The organism is Aliinostoc sp. HNIBRCY26 (genome assembly GCF_050235535.1).
Lineage (GTDB): Bacteria > Cyanobacteriota > Cyanobacteriia > Cyanobacteriales > Nostocaceae > Trichormus.
On the sequence record NZ_CP189852.1, the window covers coordinates 1,297,477 to 1,322,252 of the forward strand.

Consider the following 24,776-nt stretch of genomic DNA (forward strand, 5'->3'; position numbering starts at 1 on the left):
ACTAATGACTAATGACTAATGACTATTAACTATTATAAGTATGCTCTACACTCATAACCAAAAAGTTTTACCCCCTGTTCAAAGTGAAGATTATCTTCCTCCTGTTAGCCCTTGGATGTCTTTGGCAGGGATTTTTCTGATTGCTAGTGTTGCTACTGGAATTACTCTATCTTCATGGATAAAATATAATGTCACAGTGAAAGCGTCGGCGGCTGTACGTCCTACAGGAGAAATTCGACTGGTACAGCCAAAGGTTGAAGGTACAGTTAAAAATATTGTGGTGAAGGAAAATCAGGTTGTAAAACGGGGCGATGTGATTGCTTATTTGGATGATGAACAATTGCAAATTCAAAAAAGCCAACGCCAAAATAATATTGAGCAAGGTAAGTTGCAAGTGATTCAAATCGATGCTCAAATTAGTAACTTAGAACGTCAAATTCTGGCAGAAAATACAATAGCCGAGCGAGCAATTTTAGCGGCTAAAGCAGATTCAACACGTATTCAAAGAGAATATCAGGAGAAACAAGTTACTACTAATAGTGAACTACTAGCAGCACAAGCTAGTTTAGAAAAAGCTCAAGCTGATTTACAAAAAGCTCAAGCTGATTTAAGTTTTGCTGAAGTAGACCGCGATCGCTATGAACAACTAGCAAAAATTGGGGCGATTGGTGGGCGTGAATTTGAACAGAAAAAACTGGTGGTTGAACAGAGTAAGGCGATTTTAGAAGCCACAAAAAAAGCTGTTGATATCGCCAAAGCTAAAGTTGAATCAGCTAAAGTTAGTGTAAATCCTACAGATGCTACAGTTGCGATCGCTGAAGAACGTATTGCCCAAGAAACTGCTAGAGGTGAGGCTACGATTGCAACTTTAAAAAAGGAGAAACAAGCTTTAATTCAAAGGCGGATAGAAATTCAAAATCAAATCGGACAATCCCAAAAAGAGTTGCTACAGATAGTTAATCAACTGCAAGATACTGTTTTACGAGCTAGTAGTGATGGTATTATTCTCAAACTGAATTTACGCAACCCTGGGCAAGTTTTACGTGCTAGTGAAGCTGTAGCAGAAATCGCGCCTAATTATGCTCCTCTAATTGTTAAAGCAGTTATTCCCACCCAAGAAATTAAAAATGTCGCCCTTGGTCAAACAGCACAAATGCGAATTAATGCTTGTCCCTATCCCGATTACGGCACGCTCAAAGGAGTTGTGAAAGCTATTTCTCCAGATGCTATTAAACCTAATAATGATAATACATCTACATCTGGTTCAAGTACCCCCACTGCTAGCTATTTTGAAGTAACTATTCAACCAGATAGCATCACTTTTGGCAATGGTCGTCAGTGTAATCTCCAAGCTGGTATGGAGGCTCAAGCAGATATTATTTCTAAGCAGGAAACAGCACTGCAATTTATCTTGAGAAAAGCCAGATTAATTACAGATTTGTAAGGGATGATTTAGGTAATAAATCTGAACTTTGTATGGTGCGTTAAAGCAAAGTGTAACGCACCGATATCATACTTTTCATGACGGCTAGATATTACTTACACACACGCTCAAATCTTGATATAGCCGCAACACACCATAATTAATGTTTCCTAGTTTTGAATTGATACGGCCATGATTATGTTTGTTAAATCCTATCATAGAATTCAGCAATCATTGCAATGGTGGTCGTTGAGACAATCTCTAAAATTATTTATGGAGGCTGAGAAAATTAGAGAAGAACTATTACAAGAATTATTTACATTCCGCCGTAATTTAGAACTATCAGCACTAGATAACGAAGAATTATCTAGTGAAAAGACTCAAGCCTATGTACAACAAATTGATTATTTACATCGCTCTCTAGCAAAGTTAAGCGATCGCCTATTTCCATCCTATCTCCAAGATAATTTTCCTCTAGCTATTGAAGACTTATTAGAACAGTGGATTGTTTCCCATCCTCATCTAGAATTTCATCTCAGTATGCCATTTACTTGGCGATATGAATCGGCTGAACATAGTCTGATAGTTTTAAATGCTTTAGAAGAATTATTTACTATCACCTTACCGGATTTATTGACCCCAAGAGCCATTAATATTAGTTTGGAACAACGGCAAAATCTGGCGCAATTAATTGTTACTATGACTTACTCTGACATATCTATGTTAGTTCCCTATACTCACTGGAGAGAATTAGATTATCTGTGTGAAAGTTTTAGAGCATTGACAGCAGGAAAATTATTTTATCGGAGAAATAATTTAATGGTGGCTTACTACTTTTATTGGTAATAATGTAGGGATAGAATCATTTTTTTCCAGTTTTTAACGCTATAATTTGCTGGATTCACGCTACTATCTTCCTACTATCACCTGTCCTACTTGCTGCCAGTAACAATATTTAATTTTCTATGTTTGTGAGTAGTACCTAACAATTTAGTATAATAAGCTTAGAGATATAAAGTATGCAAAACCACTAATAATAGCACATTCAAGAGGTGGGAATTTGATTATGAGAGAAATTCTGACAGAGAAAACTTTGCTGAAAATTCTAGTAATTGATGACCACGAATCAGTGTTATCAGGAACGCTGAATGTGTTGCGAAAACATTTCGCCGAAGCTGAATTGATCACCGCTACAACTGCCAGAAATGCTCTCGAACAACTCACCTTATTAGACCCTAAACCGGATTTAGTAGTGATGGATCTCTCAATTCCTGAACATCCAGACACAACGGCGAAACCGGAAACTGGTGTACAACTCCTGCGAACTTTGATGAAAGGATATCCTCATCTCAATATCGTAGTACAGAGTGCTAATGTCAGAACTTTAGTGAGAATTCGACCAGATATTGATAGCCATAAAGGAGGCTTTACTGTTGCAGATAAAAGCCTATCTACTCAAGAAATGTTAACTAGAGTTGATTGGGCTTTACAAGGATTAACTCACACAAAAGACATTAAAGGTATTCATTCAGGTTTGGAAGTCAAACCCGAATGGTTGAGGATGTTAACTTTGGCTTTTGGAGAAGGGTTGCAAGATAGAACTATTGCTGAACGTATGTGCATATCTGAAAGGATGGTGCGCCACTACTGGAGTAAATTGCAAGACGCTTTAGATGTTTATCCTGAAGAGGGAAGAAATATCCGCATTCAAACTGAAATGCGTGCTAGAGAAGAGGGATTAATTGATTAATTCAACTATCATCGATGTGAATGTGTAATTAAGTCTGTAAGTGTCATAATATTTAAAGAATCAATTTCCAAAAATTTCCATATTTTGGGAATAAAAAGTATTATATTGCAACACTTATGCAGCCAGGAATTTGGAAAAGGTTTAAAGAAGAAATTACCATTTGGCGTGTAGGTGCATTACCAGGTATGGCATTAATGGGATTAGTAATTATTGCTCGTCTAACTGGTGCAATGCAGTCTTTAGAGTGGTTAGCTTTTGATCATTTCCTGCGTTTGAGACCTACTGAACCGATAGATGAGAGAATTATTTTAGTAGAAATTAATGAAGATGATCCTCGCATTCGGCAAAATTATGCGATTAATTCTGCTATTTCAGATCAGGATTTAGCCCAACTCCTATTAAAGTTAAATAAATATCAACCGCGCGTAATTGGTCTGGATATTTATAGGAATTTACCCGTCAATCCTGGTTATGATGAATTAGTAAAAGTATTATCAGAAACTAAAAATCTCGTTGCTATTGAAAAAGTCTTACCTGATTCAGTTCCTCCACCTCCCACATTATCACCAGAACAAATTGGTTTTGCTGATCAACTTCCTGATAGTGATGGTAAATTAAGGCGCAGTTTGTTATCCACACCATCACCATCATCTCCAGAATACAAATTTTCTTTGTCTTTACGTTTAGCAGAAATTTATTTAGCTAAAGCCGGAATTACTTTAGAGAACGGAATTCGCGATCGCCATGCGTTGCGCTTTGGGAAAACTGAACTACCGCGATTTTCTCCCAACGCTGGGGGTTATGTCCGCACCGATGCAGGTGGAGTGCAAGTATTACTCAATTTCCGCAGTGGTAAAAATCGATTTCAAACTGTGTCTTTATATGACATTCAAAACAATAAATTTAATCTGGAATTAATCCGCGATCGCATAGTGATTATTGGGATTACTTCCCCTAGTCGCAAAGATTTTATCACCACTTCCGCCATTGAATCAAATAAACCTGCGCCTGGTCGAGTTTATGGGGTAGAAATTCAAGCACACGCTGTGAGTCAAATTATCAGCGCAGTCTTAGACAACAGACCACTTTTAAATACATGGTCAGATATTTACGAATATCTTTGGATTATAGGTTGGGGAATTTTAGGAATTGCTAGTGCGAGACTGACAAAATCACCTTTAGGCAATTTTTTCATCGTTCTTTGTGCTAGCTGTAGCCTCATAACTATTAGTTACTTGTCACTGATTTGGGGTTGGTGGATTCCATTTGTCCCAGCATTTTTAGTATTAATTCTCAATGGGATAGAATTAACAGCTTTATATCAAAATGACCATGCTTTACGTTTAGGGATTAAAGCCAGACAAGCCATCATTGAGCGTTCCTTTGAAACTATTCACAATGGCCCTTTACAAAATTTGGCAAAAGTTTTAAAACTAGTCCGCGATCAAAAGAACTCATCGCCAGAATTGCTCACAGAAATAGAACATGAATTAGAAAAATTGAATCTAGAACTCAGAGGAATTTATGAATTTTTACAAAGAGAGCCACCCCATCAAGATAATAGTCTCTATTTAGGTAGCAGTTTAGTCCTGAATTTACAAGACCCACTGCATGAAATTCTCTATCAAGTTTACACCTACACTTTAGAAAGAGAATTTCCTTGTTTTACAACCATCGGGATTAGAATTCGCAATTTTGAACCTATAGATAAGCGACATTTAACTACTGAACAAAAACGAAGCCTTTGTCGATTTCTGGAAGAAGCTTTATGTAATGTTGGTAAACACGCTACAGGTGTCACTCGCTTGGAAGTAAATTGTTCTTCATCAGAAGGTTGGTATACCTTAAGCATTATAGATGATGGCTTGGGTGTCGCCTCATCAACAGAAGGTCGTGGTACTCAACAATTTAGAAATTTAGCAAGACAATTAAGAGGTAAATTTCGGCGAGTTCCTCTTTCTCCTAAAGGTACTCTCTGCGAATTATCTTGGCCTATGCGGAAGTTTTGGTTTTGGTAATGATGTAATTGGGAAAATAACTCATGTTTATCTACAACTTATGTTGATGTTTTTGTCAATGCTGATATGATTTTTCATGCTTGAATATTGGCAGTTATTTAAAATGATTAATGTCCTGTCAAATCTCTTTATTTGAAAAACTAAATATGGGAAAATCAGAAAATAACAATCTGCAATTTGTAGTTTATTTAGTATCTTTCAAAGTGAAGTATACCCTATGATGACTAACAACAAAAAATCCAGGTATGCAATTGGTTATACCAGGATTTTCACAGGTTGTATTTTGAGTGCAATTCTAGGTGTAACTCAGGCTGCAATGGCTGGGTATAAGCCACCCAAAGATCAAAAACCTCCCAGTGGTTATTCAGATTCATCAGGTGTTAGGGGAAGATGTGAGTCTAGCAGTGGGCGATCGCTCATGTTATTAGCACCCCAAACTCATGTAGGTTTAACTACTTCTACACATCCGACATTTGCTTGGTATGTCACGAATAATCAATCTTTACCAATCAAATTTAGCCTCTATGAATTCGATACAAATCTCCGTCCACAAAAGCTAGATACCTATACAAAAATCCTCCTCAGTTCACCAGGATTAATGAAACAAACATTACCGCAAGATTTGCCAGGTTTAAGCGTAGGTAAAAGATATCTTTGGCAGTTGCAAATTATTTGTAATCCTGAGCGTCCTTCCCATAATCCTATCGCTAGAGCTGAGGTAGAAGTTGTAGCCGCACCTCAAACTTTAATCAATGATTTAGCGATGACAAATAATCCTGATTTGAAAGCCAATCTATATGGTAAACATGGTATTTGGTATGATGCAATTAAAGAAGCTCTCCCTGCTAATTATCAGGATAAAGTTGCTCAAGTCTTCACTAATTTGTTAGCTAGTCTTACTGAATTAGAAGCAGCAGGAAAACATAGAAATTTCCACCAAATTGCATTGATTTATCAAGAGTAATATCAATTCGCAATTCGCAATTCGCAATTCGCAACGATGCTCCCGTCTCACTACGCTAAAGCAATTAAGAAATTCAGATACTATCTTGGTTTCAAGCATTGCATCTGTTACTTAATTTTGGAGAATTTGTATTAAGATAATTAAATTTGGATTTTAGATTATGGATTGGGGTTAAATCCAAAATCCAAAATCCGTCTTGAAAAGTTTCCTACGGCGGGAAACCCGCCTACAGAACTTTCCGCAAAATCCAAAATTCCTAGAGCCAATTACCTACAAGCACAAACGCCGCCCAATATGCAGGGTGAGATGATTGTCCGCCATTGGCGATGAGCGATCGCTGTGCTATTCTGAGGGCTTCAGCTTTAGTTACACCAGAGTGACACCAAGCCTCATAAAATCTAGTAACTAATTTGACAGTTGCATCGTCGTTAATTGACCACAAGGAAGCTAGGGCAGTTTTCACACCAGCCTGTACTGCTACCCCTGCAAGCCCTAAAGCTGCACGCTCACTACCAATTGCACTTTCACAGGCAGTCAACAATAGTAAATCTACTGACTCATGAATATAACTAATATTACGAAAAATATTATCTAACTCTGTAATTGTCAGCTTTTGATTATCACCTGTGACTAAAAAAGTCTCATCAGGATGCTGACCGAATTCGCCATGTGTAGCAATGTGGATAATGGGGTAAAAAGTTTCACGTAGTTCTGATTTGAGGCGATCGCGCGTAAAATTTTGATCTAACAACTGCTTGCTATTGGGAATTTGTCGTTTCACTTCCCGGATTTCTGTAGCGACGTTTTTTAACGCCTCATATCTGCGTCCATCAACTATTGCTGCTTGGGTTAAACCAACAGCTAAGGCGCGGACTTTGTTTTGCTTTGATGTTTGTAAATTGGTGAGACTGAGACTAGGAGTAGTGGCGATCGCATATTTCTCTACTAAAAATTTTTCCCCATCATGTAACGCCGCCATCGGTATGCTACGCAGGATACCATCTTGGATAAAAACTAAAGTGTTAATTTCTAAGGTTTCTAGATCATCAGCAAAGGGTCGAATCATCCAATCATATAGCTGCTGTGCTAGTTGGGGATTATAAATAATATCACCGTAATTTTCTAAACCTCTACGAAATTGATTGACTTTCTCCCGAAATGTTTGGCTATCTATGTTAATCCAATGTAATTTCAGTTTTTGATTGGCTCTAGGGAATCTAGCGATGATTGCAGTTTTCTCATTTAAGATGATGGAATTGAAAATCGCTGTATTTACTCTGGATACATTTAAATCCTTTACTTGGTTATTCACTAATGTTAATTGACAATCTTGATTATGGTAACTTTTAATCTCCATCATTTGTAATTCACTTAGGTCATTAATTATAAAATTTAGTTTGTGGTCAATATCTGGTGCTGTTTCCTCTATTAAATTGAGATTTCGAGCAATTACTGCTCGGTAAGCCTGTGATGTATTGCCTTGAGTTTCCAGTGGGGGATATTTTGTTGGTAGACAGTTACTCTGGTGAGAATTTAATAATAGTTGAGACTTAATATAATCATCATGATTGCTTTTTATTTCAAATAAAATACTTTTACCCTGAGCAATAGATATTTTTTCAGTTAATGACCATGAAGGTAGAGTGATAAAAATATGATTTGTTACCGAACATAAAATTAGGCTAATAATAAATAGCCATGTTAATAAGTGATGTCGCCTTGTCATCATAATCAATATTTGATTAATAATTCAATGAATGATGAATATTGAGGAACACACCAATTAAGACAATTTGCAATTCGCAATTCGCAATGGGCTAACGCCCCGCTTCGCTAACGCAATGGACTAACGTCCCGCTACGCTAACGCAATTTAGATACTATCTGGGTTTCAAGCTTTGCATCTGTTGCCTAATTTTGGAGAATTGGTATAACGTCCTGTGATGATATAAACACAGCTATGCCGTAGGCTTTCAGCAATTACTTGTGATGACGGGGAATTAAACCCCAAAATTTCGTTAAATAATCATTTACTAGGTTAGGAGAACAGCACTAATAGTATATTTTTATTCTATCAAATCTTAAAAAACACAGCCAACGACTTTGCAAATACCTTTTTCGAGAAAATATTACAATGCGGTGGTGTATCCGCATTGTAATTATGGTTTTTAGAGGATTCTAAACCCCATTGATTGGTAATTCATGGGGCTAGAGGTGTTAGGCTTGAGAGGGTTTGATACGAATAGCTATAATTAGCAAACATCTTCTCAAATGTGAGCGTGTTTGTCAGCATATCATAAAATAATTTGTCCAGACAAGCTGCATTTTTTATGCTCCGAATTAAATGAAGTAAATGAATAAGTTGAATTAAATGAATTATTCTTGATGAAGTCTTATCCTGTGAGGATATAATCACCAAGATTGACTGGAGGATGTAGTGCTGCATTCTCAAATGATTGAGCAAATTCTCATATATTGCCATCTGTTGTGATGGCGGAAACTATTAAAAAGGACTTAAGCAAAGGGTTATTCCACACAACACTAGTCACTGCTAACTGTTAAAATAACCTCTGATATATAGGAATCCGACTTGATTATTGAAATGATTTGCGTAGATAGGGAACAGGGAACAGGAAAAGAAGTAAAAGAGGTGTACTGAGCTTTTTTCAGAAATCAAATATGATTCCTATAGTATTTAGCTACACTCAATCAATAGCGTCGCTTTTGGGTAATGGATAACGGAACAATCCAGAGACCAAAGACATAATTTTATTTTTTGCTCACAGTAAAATCAGCAAACATTGCCGTAGTTAATCAATATTTATAGATTCGGAAATCAATATGCAAAACGACATTATAAATTTCGTAGAAGTTGAAAAAAATCAGCTAGATGGTGTATTTGGCTTAAGTTTTCCTAGCTTGGTGACTATTAGTGCTGACGGAAAATTTCTCTATGTAGCAGCAACAGATAACTCATTTACAACAGAATTGAATGAATCTGCGATCGCTATTTTTGAACGCGACCAAACCACGGGAAAATTGAGGTTTGTAGCAGCACAACAGGATATTGATGGGTTAACTGATGCTTATGCGATCGCCATTAGTCCAGATGATCATTACCTTTATGTAGCAGGACGGAATGAATCTGCGATTGCCTACTTTCAAAGGGATACTAATACAGGCGAGTTGATTTTTATCGCCACTCAACAAGATGATTTGCTCAGTGGTTTAACTGACATCGCCATTAGTGCTGACGGAAGATTTCTCTATGCGATCGCCTCGGCTGAAGGTACTGAGCAAGATGGGATAGCAATTTTTGAGCGAGATCCCATTACAGGTGGACTTACACCCTTTGACTTTCTCCCCCATGATCCCAATCAGGTAGATGGGTTAGCTGGTGCTTATTCCCTCATTCTCAGTGCGGATAATCGATTCCTGTATGTAAGCGGAATCGTTGATGAAACTACCGGCGTGTTGGGAGTCTTTGAGCGAGATTTAGACAACGGTGAACTGAGTTTTGTAGAAGCTCAAACAGGCTATACAGATAGTATTGACGTACCTTTTATCCCCTACTCTCTCGCCCTCAGCCCTGATCATCAATACCTCTATGGGTTGGGAACAAGTGGCGTAATTGGCGTATTTGCACGGGATACCACCACAGGTACATTGAGTTTAGTGGAACTTCAAGAAGATGCTGCGGCTGAAACCGACGGAATTGGCGGTGTGAAAGCCATCAGCATCAGTCCTGATGGTAAATTTCTCTATGCTGCTATCTTCCAAGACGATGGAGTCGCCGTCTTTCAAAGAGATATCACCACAGGTAAACTGACTTTTAGAGAATTTCAACAAGATGAAACTAATGGTGTAGATGGACTTGATGGGATTTTCTCCGTCGTCACCAGTCCAGATAGTAAATTTATCTATACGGCGGGCTTTGCTGACTCTGCTGTGACAGTATTTAGTCAAAATGTCGTTCCTACCTCCGCCGATACCAACATCTACACTCAGCCTAATAGCCTTTATAGCTTCAAGCCGAGTGACTTTCCCTTCATTGATGCAGACAGTGATGATAGTTTGCACGCAGTGACAATTATTACCCTCCCGCAATTAGGGGAATTTTTCTTAGATAGCAATAATGATCAACAGCTAACAGAAGGGGAACAGATTAACGTTGGACAAATTATTGCAGTCGAGCAATTAAACCTGCTGAAGTTTAAAACCGATAAAACGGCAATTGGTAATAATTATGCTCAATTTCAATTTAAAGTCAGTGATGGAGCGGAAGATAGTTTAGCCGCGAATCAGTTAACGATCAATGTCCAGGGAACAGTAATTATTAACAGTCAAAATGATATTTTTACCGTAAAAAATTCTGATAGCAGCAAATCCCAGCTAGAATTCCAACTCACAAAACTTAGTCCTAGTATCATCTACGAATTGGGAGTATTTAGGGTTGATGATGCACAAGGTAATCTTAACGGTATCGCACCAGGAACAACGGACTACACCCGCACAGCTTTAACAACAGCCCAAGTAATTTTATTCTCTCTAGCTAACTCGCCCAATGGTTTTAATCCTCTGGATTTGACAAGAACACTAGAATTTAATTCTGGTGAGAATCTGCGCTTTTATTTGATCCCCAATAGTACAACCAATGCGGTGTTATCAGGAAACACGAATTTATCGACGGTGATATTTCTCAACAATGAAAATATTCAAGTAGAAAATGAGGGTTTTTTGATTAACTATGCAGACTTTGGTGTAAGAATTCAAACTAGACAACAAGCATTACCCCTGGGTATAAATTCGCAAGCCAAACATCAAGGTGAAGTGATTGATTTGCGCGGGATCAATCAAGCTGTGAGAGCCGATTTTATTCTCAATAGAGAAGCCGTGTTTGATAACCTGATTGGTTTTTATCGGGTAGTTGATGAGAATGGCGGGATTGATACTAACGGTGATGGTACAGCAGATATCTTAGTGGGGCAAAGCGGTTATACACAAGCTGCTGTAAGGGGACGGATTAGCGGGATGGATTTCAGAGTTAGCAATCAAAGTACAGCCACCTACACTGGTATATTTGAACCTGGGGGAATTTATGCACCGTTGATCATTGTTAACGGCTTACCCGATGCGGTGATTGATCAAAATCGGAATAATGATCCAAGAGTCTACTTTCCCTTTTTAGGGGCGAACCCTGATCAGGCTGATCATATTCATCTATTGGGTAATAATACTTTTGGCTTTGAAGATTTATTTAATGGCGGCGATCGCGATTATAACGATGTGATTGTGCGCGTCAATCTCAGTTTAACCTAAAATCCCCAATCCAAAATTGTTTGAGTGACTAACTGATTACCTTGTAAGTTCAAGTGAATATGGTCTTGATATAAGCCTTGTGGATTAGTATTGGCGTTGAATATCGGTAAGAAATCAATATAAGCAATCTGCTGTGCTTGGGTAAAATCCTGGAGGCGTTGACGGGCTATAATTTCGTAGTCACGGGGGCCTGGTTTACCGAGTTCTCGCAGTAGGGGAGTCATTATCAACAGGAATTTACTCTGATTTTGCTGGGTTAAGGCTTGAATTTGGGCAATAGCCTCTAGATTAACACCCACGCGATCGCCTGCTTCTTTTTGTAATGCGGCTAGTTCAGGAATCGGCTGTGGCTTTTGTACATAACGCTGCCATACTTCTATTAACCCCAAAACTGGTTTTTGATTGGGATAATTGCGATCGCGTCCTACTGGTAATGATGTAGGTGCGGTAGCAAATAAGTCATCTGTATTAATCAATAATACTAAGGTCTGAGCTTGGAAAGTCCCATATTTCTTGAGATAAGCTAATTCATTTCTTGGCCCCCAAGAATTAGCGGAAGCATTTAATACTTCCGTTGGTTGCTGCTGAGATAAGCTAGCCATCAATAAACTAGAAATCGTATTAGCTTGGTCTGTCCACCACCCACCATTAACTATAGAGTCTCCCAACATGAGAACTCGCCGTGTTGGGGGTGTCTGAGCTACCGCCCCACTCCGCATAGAATATTCATTAATTTCAATCAGATTACCAAAGCGACGAGTGCGTTGATTGGGTGCTAATAAATAGCCAATTTGGTCATCAGCAATATAGGTGAGGGGATTACCAAAACCAAACAGCGATCGCAACCCAATCTCCAACAGCACTAAAGCTACTACCACCCCCCCCAAAATGAGCAAAAATAATTTCATCAGCAAACACCCTCCTAGTGATTCAGCCTCATAACTGAATTGAAATTCAGAGGGAACGGGCAACAGGGAAACCTACACTTTTAAGTGTAGGATTGAAATAATGATGCAATTTTTAGTGGGCTTTAAACCCACAACTAAAGTTTTTTTCTTTACCTGTTCCCTGTTCCCCGTTCCCCGTTCCCTTTTTTTGTAAATAATTATACTCTAGAAAGGAAAACCAGGAATTTTCACAGGAATCGGAATATTTATATGCGATCGCACTTCATCCAAGGCACGATTGACAGCCCGATCAACTACAGTATGAGTTAATACATTCACCATATTTTTAGCAAAGCCACTTTCCCCTGTAAACCCGACATCCAGAATACAGCCTTCGAGCATGAAATCATTGACTCCGGCTTGACGACAGACATTTTCGGCTTGGCTGATTTGGTTCGGCATTAGGGACGCTATATTATGGTAGCGTTTGGGAAAATTACGGTCTGTAAATGTCGCTGTTGATTGTCCCTTTTCATAGTCAAATAGTGAGTCCTCTTGCTTGATCCGCCAACTATCACCGAAATCACGGTAAAGTTTGTCAAAGTAGCTTTTTTGAAACTCATCTAGGGGAATAGGTGTCGGTAAAAAATTACTCAACGCCAGTTTGACATTGCTATAGCTAGATTCACTAGGTATGAGTTTCCCACCGCGTGTTTTCAAGTCATTATTGGCGTTCCGATCAAAATCTCCTAACAAACCCGTCATTTGGCCTTGATAGTTGTTGGGAACTGTCACAGTCACATTCACAAATGGTAATCCTGCAACCTTAATCGGGCGAATGATTACCTGTTCCCCGCGAGGGCTTTCAATGGTGTATTCGGTGCTTTGTTTTTGGAGAAAACCACCATCAGGTAATTTCACTGTCTCATCTTTGAGGGTGATGACTTCGCCATTGACGCGCAAAACCGCCTCAGATTTGCCGGCACTAGGAGCATAATAACCGATGCGATCGCTTCCTATTTTCACAGCCACAGCCGTATTTAAACTCAGTTCTTGTTTAGGTACTTTTTCTTGACGAGTTTGAACAATAAACTTGCCATCGGTAGATTGTTCTAGGAGAAATTCACCAACTGTCTGGAAACTATAACGAAAACCATCCAAGGTGATAATGTGGGGGTCGCCATAGCTGCTACCTGTACTTTTATCGCCGGTATTTCCTGGATTAGAGGCGTTACCTGATGAGTCGTTACCATCATTACCAGTGCCATTGCCGTTAGTACCGTTAGTACCGTTGTTAGTGCCGCTACCAGAACCTGGACTAGCAGGCTGGAAAAGGACATTAGGCAGCTTCACAGAACGATTTGCATTTTCAGGATCTTCTGGTTCACAAGCCTGTGCTGGCCCTACTAAATAATTTTGATAATCATTGGGATCTGGGGTATCAGGGTTACTGTCACGTACCAAACTTGGAAGTCTCAGTCCGGTGGCTTTGAATTTATCGGCTGGACTAGGCCCAACGTCTTTATATTTCGGGTTGGGTGGATGTGTGTGGTACATCCCGACTGTAAAAATATTACTAGTATCCGGTGGTGCAGAACCAATATCAACTTCCTTGTCACCCGTTGTGGGATCTCCAACTTTCACCGGAGAAACAGAAAATGCTCCTGTGTCCTTGTTCCACAGAATCCATCGTCCTCGTTCAAGTTGATCTTTCAGTCCAGCGTTCCAGTCTAAATCCATCGCCTCTTGTACGGCTTTGCTCGTAGCAATGTTGAGAATACCAGGGAATTCTGGATGAGCTTCCTTACAACGGGTACTCAATCCGGCTTTGGCAACAGTAGACAAGTTGACCAATAAGAGTACAGTAACTAGAAACAGAATTGAGGAGAATCTAACCCTGCCCAGAAATCGCCTGCACAGGATAAGGAGAGAGCGAATTGTTGACATGAAGCTGATCTCCGATTGGTAAAGATGGATATCTGTTATTAGGACTGGAACACTTCTTTTATGCCTGACGGAAGATTCTTAGTATAAAATTCAACACTCTCTTAAATAACAAACCGTAAAATTAATGTGGAAAACGTTGCAAAGCTTAAACAAATTCTTATGTAAAACATAACCCTATCTGCATAGAGAAAGACTAAGATGAAAACGGACAAATTAGCACTGTAATAAAGGGAGAACTACAAAGCTATGTCCGACCTAAATCGAGGAATTATGAAATTTGACGGGGCAGACACCCCCAAAGTAGTCACTATCTCTACTGTGATACTATTAGGGTCAATTGCTGTCCTCATTATTTGGGCGTTACAGTCTGCTTACGCTTTAAATTGAGCCAATAGCAGCCTTAAAGGACACTCAGCAAGTGCTAAGTGTCCTCACAGAGTTGACAGGCAAAAAACCTGCTTCTTTGTTATAAATGCCTTTTACCTTTTTACTTTTTCCTAATTGCGCCCTAAAATTTAGTAAAAATTGGCGGAAATAACTATAAAATTTTAGATTTGAGATTTTAGGTGCAAAATCAATCTAAAATCCAAAATCCATAATGAGAGAACTTTGGGGTGCTTTAGCTGTTTTAATCGTCTGTCCCTTCTTGGGTGCGTTACCTGTAATCGCTTGGATTACTTACGCACTCAAGAAAAAGAACATAGCGCAAATTGGGACAAAAAATATCAGTGTTTCTGCCGCTTTTTACCACGGTGGAACTATAGCAGGGGTTTTGGCGGTAGCGTCAGAAGCCATCAAGGGTATGACTGCGGTTTATCTCACCCGTGCTTTCTTTCCAGAGGGGTCATTCTGGGAAATACTGGCTTTAATAGCCCTAGTCTTTGGTAGATACTCAATGGGACGAGGCGCGGGGACGACTAACGTAGTTTGGGGACTGTTAGTACATGATCCCCTGTTAACCTTGTTTGTGAGTTTACTGGCAATTATTAGCTTCACCCTGTTACAGTCAAGAACTTTGGTAAAGTACGGGGTGTTACTCGTGTTTCCATTATTTGTAGCCATTCTCCATGCTGAGGATTTCCCGAAAATTCTGGCTGCTGTAGCCTTAGCGGCGTTACTAGGTTGGATTTATAAGAAAATACCCGATGATTTAAAGTTACCAGCCCAAGAAGTTGATGCCCAATCCCAAGCTGTCTTTGAATATTTACGGGGCGATCGCGTTATTCTCTCTTTAGATGATGAGTTAGATACTGGCCTTGTCGGACAAAAAGCCGCCACTCTCTCACAAATTAAGCGTTGGGGTTATTCTGTTCCTAAAGGTTGGGTACTAGTTCCTGGTGATGATCCCGAAAAATTATTAGCATTCCTCCAACCTTCTGATTTATCTCCCCTTGTAGTCCGTTCCTCCGCCATTGGGGAAGACTCCGAACAAGCCTCAGCTGCTGGACAATACGCCACAATTATCCATGTCACCAGTAAGGCACAATTACAGCAAGCCATTGCCGAAGTTAGGGAGTCTTACAATTATCCACCTGCTGTGCAGTATCGACGCGATCGCGGTTTACCCGACACAGCAATGGCGGTACTCATTCAACAGCAAGTGCAGAGTGCATATTCAGGGGTAGCTTTTAGCCGTGATCCCATCACCCAGCAAGGCGATGCTGTCATTATCGAAGCTTTACCTGGTAGCCCCACACAGGTCGTTTCCGGTAAAGTCACACCAGAACAATATCGCGCTTTTGTCGTCGAAACAGATAATCTCTCCTCCGTCCAGTTAGAAGGGACAGGACGAGTTCCCCAAGCAATTATCAAGCAAGTAGCATACTTAGCCCGCCGCATTGAAAAACGTTACCTGGGCGTACCCCAGGATATTGAATGGAGTTACGACGGTCAAACCCTGTGGTTACTCCAATCTAGACCAATTACGACCCTACTCCCCATCTGGACAAGGAAAATCGCCGCCGAGGTAATTCCTGGGGTAGTTCATCCCTTAACTTGGTCGATTAACCGTCCTTTAACTTGTGGTGTGTGGGGAGATATTTTTAGTTTAGTCTTAGGCGATCGCGCCACAGGACTAGACTTTGCCGCTACAGCCACACTGCACTACTCTAGAGCCTATTTTAACGCCTCCCTCTTAGGAGAGATTTTCCTACGGATGGGACTACCGCCCGAAAGTTTGGAATTTTTGACCAGAGGCGCGAAAATGACCAAACCCCCCTTGCAGTCCACTCTCAAAAATTTGCCAGGGTTATTAAAATTACTCCAACAAGAACTCAATTTAGAGAAAGAATTTAAACGAGACTATCAAAAAATCTTCATTCCTGGGTTGTCAAGATTAGCTAACGAAAACACAGAAGAGTTAGAACCAGCAGCAATTTTAGAAAGGATAGATTTTAACCTAGAATTACTCCGTATCGGCACATATTACAGTATTTTAGCCCCCTTAAGTGCCGCCATCCGCCAGGGGATTTTTCGCGTTAAAGATGAGCAAATTGACAACAGCATCACCCCAGAAATAGCCGCCATGCGTTCCTTGAGAACCCTAGCCGCCGATGCCAAACAGATACTAGCCGAGTGTGAGTCAGAGCAAGTATTGGATTTATTGACTCAAACCCCAGAAGGGCAGAAAATTCTCTATGAATTAGATGAATTATTAGAAGATTACGGTTATTTAAGTGATGTGGGGACAAATATCGCCATCCCTACTTGGAAAGAAGAACCCCAACCCATCAAACAATTATTCGTCCAGTTAATTCAGTTAAGTGAACCAGACAAAATTAACCTAGAACCAAGTAAACGCAAACGCGGCATAGTCCAGCGACGGATAGACATTAAAGGCAGAGTCACAGAAGTTTATTCGCGCTTACTTGCCCAATTAAGATGGAAATTCTTAGCTTTAGAACAAATTTGGTTACAATCAAACTGGCTCAAACAACCAGGGGATATCTTCTTTTTAGAACTAGAAGAAGTCCGTTTACTAGTAGCCGACGCTAACCCCCAATTATTACAAGAATTAAACCAACAGATTGCATTTAGGCGATCGCAATTCTCCCAAGATAGCCAAATAGAGCAAATTCCCCTCGTCGTCTACGGTGATATACCCCCCCATCCCACAACCACCATCGGTGCTTACTCAGACCAAATTTTACAAGGTATCCCCGCCAGCCACGGGCAAGCCGAGGGACGTATCAAAGTAGTCAGAAGTTTACAAAACCTACCAGAGATAGACAAAGACACAATCCTAGTAGTACCCTACACAGATTCCGGCTGGGCCCCTTTACTAGTCAGGGCTGGCGGCTTAATTGCCGAAGCTGGGGGCAGACTTTCCCACGGTGCGATCGTCGCCCGTGAATACGGAATTCCCGCAGTCATGGATGTTAAAGGAGCTACATGGATTTTACAAGACGACCAACGAGTGAGAATCGATGGCTCTAGGGGTATTGTAGAACTATCGAATGATTTGAGACCGGGTTGATTGGGGACTGGGGATTGGGGATTGGGGATTGGGGATTGGGGATTGGGGGGAAAAGGAAGACAAGGAAGACAAGGTAGATTTTTCCCAATGCCCTATGCCCCATGCCCCATTCCCAATGCCCAAAATTTCCACATTTGGATAAATTATGATCGCGACATCGTTAGGCGAAATACCAGAAGAACCAGTTTCTCACAACCCAGAGATTAAAAAGAAAGTCATGCTCAGGTTTGGTGATTTACCCCACCTTACCAATTTTTCCCAAGCCCGTTTCGCACCTGGACAAAAAGCCGCAGCCCACGCTCATCAAGATATGTGCGAGGTCTTTTTTGTAGAAGCAGGCGCAGGAATCATTTATATTAACGGTCAAGAATACCCCCTACTTCCAGGAAACTGCATCGCTGTAGAACCAGGAGAAATTCACGAAGTTGTAAATAACAGTACAAGCGAATTAGTATTAACTTACTTCGGCTTGAGAGTAAATCCAGTAATTAGTTGACTCATGACTAATGTACAGGCGGGTTTAACCAAAATATCTGTCTTCTAACGTGAATATCCCACAGAACCCGCCCCTACTGACCATTGACCATTGACCATTGACCATTGACTAATGACTAATGACTATTGACTAATGACTATTGACCAATACGGTTCAGATAAGAAAAATAAATTTCAACCAAGCCAGCAAATGTTCACTCAACAAAAAAACGAAAAAATGATTTTGGAGGGGGTTTGGGGGACGCAACCGTCCCCCAATCGGGGGCTTGGGGGAGAATCCCCCAAATCTTGCTCATTGTCTAATAGGCAGAGCAAAAATTGAGAAATTAACTCTCACCACCTTAACTGAACCGTATTGGACTATTAACTACTAACAAAATAATCCACCTTCCCCAACCAAGATACGCTAGGAACTTGATAAGGCTGAAAATGTAAGCTTTCTAAACCACCAAATTTTACTAAATGAGACAAAAAATGTAGAGAACCAGTTAATAAGTCACTAGCGTTAGGGATATTTTGATTTTCTGATGCTAACTGTGGTTGTAGTTTGACCAAGTTTTTCACAGACTTATAAACATTAGATGCTGTGCTAGATAAACCAATATAGGTGGATACAGTCAGACGCATCTTAGCTTCTACCGTATCTGGATTCTGAAGTATATTACCTGAAATATTTGCCCCAAAACGTTTGCTGAGGAATGTTTGGATATGCACTGCATAGCTAGTAGCGTCGTATTGCCTAATTGCCTGAGAGATGGTGAGTTTGCGATCGCGATTTAATAGATTACCGATAACATAAGCTGCTACATTAGCACTACAGTCAGTATCACTGGCTAATCTTCGCAAAGCTTCATCAAGACTAATTTTGTTAGTAGGATCAGATTGGCAACGATAAAACACAATGGCAGAACCAATATCTCCCGCCCATGACGTGTGGTCGCCAGTCCAACCCGTTAAATCAGACTTGCGTATTCCCTGTTGATTAATTTGGTCGGAAAGGGACGCAATAAAATGACCAAAATCGACTTTCTCACCGCTTAACACTGCTTCCAAACTCAGCTTTCCCTGAAATTCTCCTTGAATATAGTTCTGGTTATACCCTGTCGCTAAAGTCCATAACTTAGTTGTATACTGCGGTTTTGTATATCCCCGGAGCTGATTAGCTATTTCATAAACAGATTGACCAAGGTTGTCTTTTTCTATCTTTTCAATAAATTTTAACGCTTCTGTTAATTCAGCCATAAAGTTTATAGGTTATATGTTACAGGTTATAAAGCAATATGGTTCAGTTAAGAAATTTCTTCTGTGGAGGTCAGGGAACAGCACAAGGAAAAATAGTCTTATCTGAACTGTATTAGATTATGAGGAAGAAAGCAGATGAGGGTTACTGAAGAACCACATACATTAATCTACCCGATGCTAGAATATTTTTCCGAATTAGTATTTAGTTTTACAAAACATTTGATTTTTTGGTGATTATGGATAAATATTTATACTGAATCTAGAACGACTTGACTATTGAAATTACTGGCGTAGGTAGGGAAATTTTAACAGGGTATAGGGAACAGGAATAAAGGGAAGACCATAATCTTGAAACAATACTACCTATAACGATAGAGTATAACTTTAGAAATCAAAGCAGATTACTATAAAATGAATGTAGAGTTCGCAAAATAAAAATATGAAAATTTTGATTACTTAATATATGATTGCGAAAATAAAGCTATCATCTGAAATAAGTAAAAAGTTGACAACATAATCAGTGTTATTTCTTTTTACGCCCCTGTGGTTAGAAATTTTCGCATCTACAAATCTGAATCTTTGTATTATTGTGCGAGTCCCACTTTCCAGTAAAAATTAGCACTGAATTACCGGACAATTTGATTAGTGAGTTAGACAGGTAAAATAATGGAAGTAAAAGAAATCAAGAAACCCTACAAGCCCAGACATCATGACAACGAAATCAGAAATTTTCAACACGTTAAAATATTAGATTGTAATCAGCCAGTACATCGCATCATTTTTGAATGTTGGCACTGTAAACAAGGTCTATTGAGTGAGGTAGAAGGAGTATCATCACAAATGCTAGATGTTCCTTGCCCCAGTTGTGGTAGAACTGCAATCAAATTGATGGCGAATAAAGTTATTTCTACAACGCCAATTCCTTCTCCCTGGCAACCATAAAATTCTCCAGCCATTAATTATCTTATCTAAAGAGATTAACCCCACTTTCCTCGAAGAAGGCGGGGTTAATCTCAATTCAAAATTCAAAATTAAAAAATTTTGGGCATGGGGCATTGGGGGTAAATCTTTCTCCCTTGTCTGCCTTGTCTACCCAAATCCCCATTACCTAACTAAAAAAGTAGCTTAGTCATCAAATCCAATTACTATATTCTGTTGTCTGAGATTAATGGCCAGTTGTTTGAGGCGGTGGACTAGGACTGGAACTTGAGTATTTCAAGCGTGTAGCGTTAGCGTTACTCACCAACCCTTAGTCAACAACTGGCGATGGGCTTAGGAATACGGAGACTATGATTTATCCCTGCTTGATTCGTCTCGCAATACTCGCCATCCCTGTGAATATATCCATTAAATCTACTTGCTGATAACTTTGGCTGCCAAATTGCCAGAATATTCATTCTCCCCCTGCGTTCTTCCCTAACCAATTACCTATTTCCCCCATGACTGTAACAAGTTAAACTCAAGCACAAGCAAGATATAACTAGATTGGACAGGCAAAAACCTGTTTGACTAATTTGCAAACCACATCAATTCGTGATTGACGAATCCGAAATTCTTTGACCCCAGCATTTACAGATAAATTCAAATGACTTTTTCAGAACCAATCCTTCAGGCGATGAATTCTTTGACACCCCTAGTTTCTGCATTGCCATCTTTATTGTTGACAACAGCAGCTAATGCCGAAGATGCGCCCATTGTGTTGACTGGTGTACTACTGAGTTTAGTAGTCATTTATTTGGCTAGTAAAATCGGCGGTGAGTTGTCGAGGATGATTGACTTACCACCGGTTTTGGGTGAATTAGTTGGTGGCGTAATTGTGGGTGCTTCCGCACTGCATCTAGTTGTGTTTCCCCAAAGCGGTGCAGTAGCAGATGACTCCATGATTATGAAGGTGCTGCAATTGATTAATAATCTCACCCCTGATGCAGCTACAGCAATTTTTAGCTCTCAGAGTGAAGGTATTTCTATACTGGCTGAGTTGGGTGTAATTATTCTGTTGTTTGAAATTGGCTTAGAGTCAGATTTAAGAGAACTGCAAAAAGTTGGTTATCAAGCAACAATAGTTGCTTGCGTCGGGGTAGCAGTTCCTTTCGCTGCTGGTACAGCCGGGTTAATTTTATTATTTCATGCCCCAGTGATTCCCGCGATTTTTGCCGGTGCAGCCTTAACCGCGACAAGTATTGGTATTACCTCCAAAGTTCTCTCAGAACTCGGTCGTCTCAAATCCAGAGAAGGTCAAATTATTGTTGGTGCAGCAGTCATTGACGATATTTTAGGCATTATCGTCTTAGCAGTAGTTGCAAGTTTGGCAAAAACTGGCGAAGTTGATGTTTTCAACGTCATTTATTTAATTGTCAGCGCTACTGTTTTTCTAGTTGGCTCAATCTTACTGGGCAAATTTTTCAATCAAAGCTTCTGTGCAATTACTAGCATTTTAAAAACGCGGGGTAATTTAGTGATTCCAGCGTTTATTTTTGCCTTCTTCATGGCGTTTTTAGGTAACGCCATTCATTTAGAAGCTATCTTGGGTGCGTTTGCGGCTGGCTTAGTTTTAGACGAAACTGATAGACGCAACGAATTAGATGAGCAAGTCAAGCCTATTGCTGATATCCTCGTTCCCGTTTTCTTCGTAACTGTGGGTGCGAAAGTAGATTTGGGCGTGCTGAATCCCATAGTTCCAGAAAATAGAGAAGGATTAATTATTTCCACCTTCTTAATCGTGGTAGCAATTATAGGTAAAGTTGTTACCGGTTGGGCAGTTTTCGGTCAACCAGGAATCAACCGTGTAGCAGTGGGTGTAGGGATGATTCCCCGTGGTGAAGTGGGTTTAGTCTTTGCAGGCATTGGTGCCGCTAGTGGTACGTTAGATAAACCTTTGCAAGCTGCGATTGTGATTATGGTAATTCTGACGACATTTTTAGCACCCCCTTTATTAAGGTTTGCCTTTAAGAACTCCGAAGACGTACCAGAATCTTTAGAGAAAGCCGATGTAATTAGTTAATTGGAAATGGGGCATGGGGCATGGGGCATTGGGAAAAATCTACCTTATCCACCTTGTCTAGCAATTCCCCAGTCCCCAGTCCCCATCCCCTATTCCCACTCATTTGGCTGCCAGTGAGGATTAATTAAACTCGTGAGAATATGGTCTTGCCATTTACCGTTAATTAATAAATAGTCTCTAGCGTAACCTTCTACCACAAATCCCAGTCGCTTGAGGACATTGCCACTGCGTTGATTGTGAGGCATATAGTTAGCCATGATGCGATGAAAATTTAATTCTTGAAAGACATATTCGGTAGCTACCTGTAAGGCTTCTGTCATATAACCTTGGCCTTGGGCAGTTTCGGCTAAACCATAACCTAAATGACAAAAATGGGCAGCCCCACGAATAAAATTGTTGAAATTGACAGTACCAATAATTGTTTTTGGTTGTTTTTTAGGAAAAATTAATAATTTTAAAGATTGGTCATGAATAAATTCTAAAAAGTTGTTTTCAACTTGATTGTGCCAGTAGTCTTCTGTAAAGAAATGTTCTGACCAAGTAGGATAAAAAGGTGTGAGAAAATCTTTATTCTCTCGAAAATACTGCACAATTCTGGGGATATCTTCTTGAATACCTATGCGTAATAGTAGGCGATCGCTGGTAATGATGGGTAGTTCTGATTTCATATCACTCAGGATAAGGGGTGTAGGGGTGTAGGGGTGTAAAGGTGTAAGGGTGTAGGGGAAAGACATCTTTACAGCAGATTACCAGTTTCCTATTCTCTGTTCCCTGTTCCCTGTTCCCTGTTCCCTGTTCCCTGTTATATATTGTCACTAACTTTACAGAAATTTTTCGGCATTTCTGTCACTGGTTAATCATACCCTCTAGCATCTTGGTTGAGGATAATAGGTGCAGTTGCCTGCGCGAAAAGATGCACGTTAGGGGATATAACAAGAAGACAGCTGTTAATCAATCCAGTCTAGAAGAAGGATAGTAATGTCGGGAATACGCTACGATTGGCAAGAACTAGAAATTCGGGAAATATATAATACACCATTGCTAGAGCTAATTTATCAAGCTGCTAGCATTCATCGTCAATATCATGACCCCAAACAAATCCAAGTATGTAAACTAATATCGATAAAAACTGGCGGCTGTCCAGAAGATTGTAGTTACTGCGCCCAGTCTTCCCGTTACCAAACTGAAGTCAAGCCCCAAGCACTTTTAGATAAGGAAACAGTAATTAACATCGCCCAAACTGCAAAACAAAAAGGTGTCAGTCGTGTGTGCATGGGTGCGGCTTGGCGGGAAGTGCGGGATAATTCTCAATTTGAGAAAGTCTTGGATATGGTCAAAGATGTTACTGACATGGGTTTAGAGGTGTGTTGCACTTTGGGAATGCTGACAGCAGACCAAGCTAAACGTTTAGAAACTGCGGGACTGTATGCTTATAACCATAACTTAGATACCTCAGCAGAATATTACAGTACAATTATCACCACTAGGACTTATGGCGATCGCTTAAACACTATCGAAAATGTCCGACAAACCAATGTTACAGTCTGTTCCGGCGGTATTCTCGGCTTAGGTGAAAGTGTTGAGGATCGCATCTCCATGTTACACACCTTAGCCAATCTCAATCCTCACCCAGAATCAGTACCGATTAATATTCTCTCCCAAGTAGAAGGTACACCTTTAGAAAATCAGCCAGATGTCCCCATTTGGGATGTTGTCAGAATGATAGCCACAGCCCGCATAGTTATGCCTACTTCCGATGTGCGTTTAAGTGCGGGAAGGGCGAGACTTTCGCAAGTTGAACAAGCTTTTTGCTTCATGGCGGGGGCTAACTCCATCTTTTCCAGCGACGACAACAAGATGTTAACAGTCACTACCCCCTGTCCAGATTACGACGCAGACCAAGAAATGCTGAATCTACTCGGCTTAGAAATGCGTCCCCCCGCTTCAAGACCAAATCGGGTAGTTAGTCAAGTAGGGGTGTAAGGGTGTAAGGGTATGGGGGTATAGGTGTGTAGAATTCTGCCTCACTTCCACTCCAAAACCCCCATATCCTATATCCCTAAATTAGAGAATCTTAGCAGAACGCAGACCGAACAGCAGACCCACAGCTATACCGGTGAACAACGCCAAGAACAGGACGTAAGATACTACTCCTAACATTTATCTTTCTCCACAATACTTTACTAACTATATTGAACCATTAATTTTTGGTCATTGGTCAATAGTCAATAGTCAATAGTCAATAGTCAATAGTCA

General features: G+C 40.1%; 18 protein-coding genes. 12 read left to right on the forward strand and 6 right to left on the reverse strand.

Annotation, left to right across the window (positions count from 1 at the left end; all coding sequences use genetic code 11):
* Positions 1–40 precede the first annotated feature (40 nt).
* The 5 genes from ACQFX9_RS05460 to ACQFX9_RS05480 all read left to right on the forward strand — a co-directional run bounded on the left by ACQFX9_RS05460 (position 41) and on the right by ACQFX9_RS05480 (position 6,155).
* Entirely contained in the window at positions 41–1,444 is a 1,404-nt protein-coding gene (locus tag ACQFX9_RS05460) for an HlyD family secretion protein (protein ID WP_427161058.1), read from the forward strand.
* Between the two features lie 177 nt (positions 1,445–1,621).
* Positions 1,622–2,269 carry a hypothetical protein gene (locus ACQFX9_RS05465; protein WP_427161059.1) on the forward strand — a complete coding sequence of 216 codons (648 nt, stop codon included), beginning with the start codon at positions 1,622–1,624 and terminating at the stop codon, positions 2,267–2,269.
* A gap of 220 nt (positions 2,270–2,489) precedes the next feature.
* Complete coding sequence (locus tag ACQFX9_RS05470; protein WP_427161060.1) at positions 2,490–3,173, forward strand: response regulator; 684 nt, start codon at positions 2,490–2,492, stop codon at positions 3,171–3,173.
* 116 nt (positions 3,174–3,289) lie between these two features.
* On the forward strand, positions 3,290–5,191 hold the full coding sequence (locus ACQFX9_RS05475; protein WP_427161061.1) for a CHASE2 domain-containing protein: 1,902 nt from the start codon (positions 3,290–3,292) through the stop codon (positions 5,189–5,191).
* A gap of 217 nt (positions 5,192–5,408) precedes the next feature.
* Positions 5,409–6,155 (forward strand): DUF928 domain-containing protein, encoded by a 747-nt coding sequence (locus tag ACQFX9_RS05480; RefSeq protein WP_427161062.1) that lies wholly within the window; start codon positions 5,409–5,411, stop codon positions 6,153–6,155.
* A gap of 256 nt (positions 6,156–6,411) precedes the next feature.
* Here ACQFX9_RS05480 and ACQFX9_RS05485 read toward each other — a convergent pair whose 3' ends face one another.
* Positions 6,412–7,884 (reverse strand): CHAT domain-containing protein, encoded by a 1,473-nt coding sequence (locus ACQFX9_RS05485; RefSeq protein ID WP_427161063.1) that lies wholly within the window; start codon positions 7,882–7,884, stop codon positions 6,412–6,414.
* 1,111 nt (positions 7,885–8,995) lie between these two features.
* Between ACQFX9_RS05485 and ACQFX9_RS05490 the strand changes: the two genes are divergently transcribed.
* Positions 8,996–11,473 carry a beta-propeller fold lactonase family protein gene (locus ACQFX9_RS05490; RefSeq protein WP_427161064.1) on the forward strand — a complete coding sequence of 826 codons (2,478 nt, stop codon included), beginning with the start codon at positions 8,996–8,998 and terminating at the stop codon, positions 11,471–11,473.
* Here the strand turns inward: ACQFX9_RS05490 and ACQFX9_RS05495 are convergent.
* Both ACQFX9_RS05495 and ACQFX9_RS05500 read right to left on the reverse strand, forming a co-directional pair.
* Positions 11,470–12,381 carry an SGNH/GDSL hydrolase family protein gene (locus ACQFX9_RS05495; protein ID WP_427161065.1) on the reverse strand — a complete coding sequence of 304 codons (912 nt, stop codon included), beginning with the start codon at positions 12,379–12,381 and terminating at the stop codon, positions 11,470–11,472. The genes ACQFX9_RS05490 and ACQFX9_RS05495 overlap by 4 nt on opposite strands.
* A 204-nt stretch (positions 12,382–12,585) precedes the next feature.
* Entirely contained in the window at positions 12,586–14,205 is a 1,620-nt protein-coding gene (locus ACQFX9_RS05500) for a VWD domain-containing protein (protein WP_427161066.1), read from the reverse strand.
* 700 nt (positions 14,206–14,905) lie between these two features.
* Between ACQFX9_RS05500 and ACQFX9_RS05505 the strand changes: the two genes are divergently transcribed.
* From ACQFX9_RS05505 to ACQFX9_RS05515, 3 genes are all read left to right on the forward strand, one after another.
* The gene (locus ACQFX9_RS05505) at positions 14,906–17,782 is read left to right on the forward strand and encodes a glycerol-3-phosphate acyltransferase (RefSeq protein ID WP_427161067.1); all 2,877 of its coding nucleotides are present in this window, start codon (positions 14,906–14,908) and stop codon (positions 17,780–17,782) included.
* 145 nt (positions 17,783–17,927) lie between these two features.
* The gene (locus tag ACQFX9_RS05510; protein WP_427161068.1) at positions 17,928–18,278 is read left to right on the forward strand and encodes a cupin domain-containing protein; all 351 of its coding nucleotides are present in this window, start codon (positions 17,928–17,930) and stop codon (positions 18,276–18,278) included.
* Positions 18,279–18,410: 132 nt separating this feature from the next.
* Positions 18,411–18,599, forward strand: a complete 189-nt coding sequence (locus ACQFX9_RS05515; RefSeq protein ID WP_427161069.1) for a hypothetical protein — start codon at positions 18,411–18,413, stop codon at positions 18,597–18,599.
* 41 nt (positions 18,600–18,640) lie between these two features.
* On the opposite strand, the gene ACQFX9_RS05520 is transcribed toward ACQFX9_RS05515, so the two are convergent.
* Positions 18,641–19,519, reverse strand: a complete 879-nt coding sequence (locus ACQFX9_RS05520) for a hypothetical protein (RefSeq protein ID WP_427161070.1) — start codon at positions 19,517–19,519, stop codon at positions 18,641–18,643.
* A 666-nt stretch (positions 19,520–20,185) separates the two neighbouring features.
* Here ACQFX9_RS05520 and ACQFX9_RS05525 point away from each other — a divergent pair.
* Both ACQFX9_RS05525 and ACQFX9_RS05530 read left to right on the forward strand, forming a co-directional pair.
* Positions 20,186–20,461, forward strand: a complete 276-nt coding sequence (locus ACQFX9_RS05525; protein WP_236140759.1) for a hypothetical protein — start codon at positions 20,186–20,188, stop codon at positions 20,459–20,461.
* 673 nt (positions 20,462–21,134) lie between these two features.
* A complete protein-coding gene (locus tag ACQFX9_RS05530; protein WP_427162800.1) occupies positions 21,135–22,520 on the forward strand; it encodes a cation:proton antiporter in 1,386 nt (461 codons plus the stop codon).
* Positions 22,521–22,609: 89 nt separating this feature from the next.
* Here ACQFX9_RS05530 and ACQFX9_RS05535 read toward each other — a convergent pair whose 3' ends face one another.
* Positions 22,610–23,188 carry a GNAT family N-acetyltransferase gene (locus tag ACQFX9_RS05535; RefSeq protein WP_427161071.1) on the reverse strand — a complete coding sequence of 193 codons (579 nt, stop codon included), beginning with the start codon at positions 23,186–23,188 and terminating at the stop codon, positions 22,610–22,612.
* 310 nt (positions 23,189–23,498) lie between these two features.
* On the opposite strand from ACQFX9_RS05535, the gene bioB reads away from it, so the two are divergent.
* Positions 23,499–24,503, forward strand: coding sequence for a biotin synthase BioB (bioB, locus tag ACQFX9_RS05540; protein ID WP_427161072.1), 1,005 nt, complete (start codon positions 23,499–23,501; stop codon positions 24,501–24,503).
* Between the two features lie 81 nt (positions 24,504–24,584).
* Here the strand turns inward: bioB and petL are convergent, their stop codons facing one another.
* On the reverse strand, positions 24,585–24,680 hold the full coding sequence (gene petL / locus ACQFX9_RS05545) for a cytochrome b6-f complex subunit PetL (protein ID WP_103139299.1): 96 nt from the start codon (positions 24,678–24,680) through the stop codon (positions 24,585–24,587).
* Between the last annotated feature and the right edge of the window lie 96 nt (positions 24,681–24,776).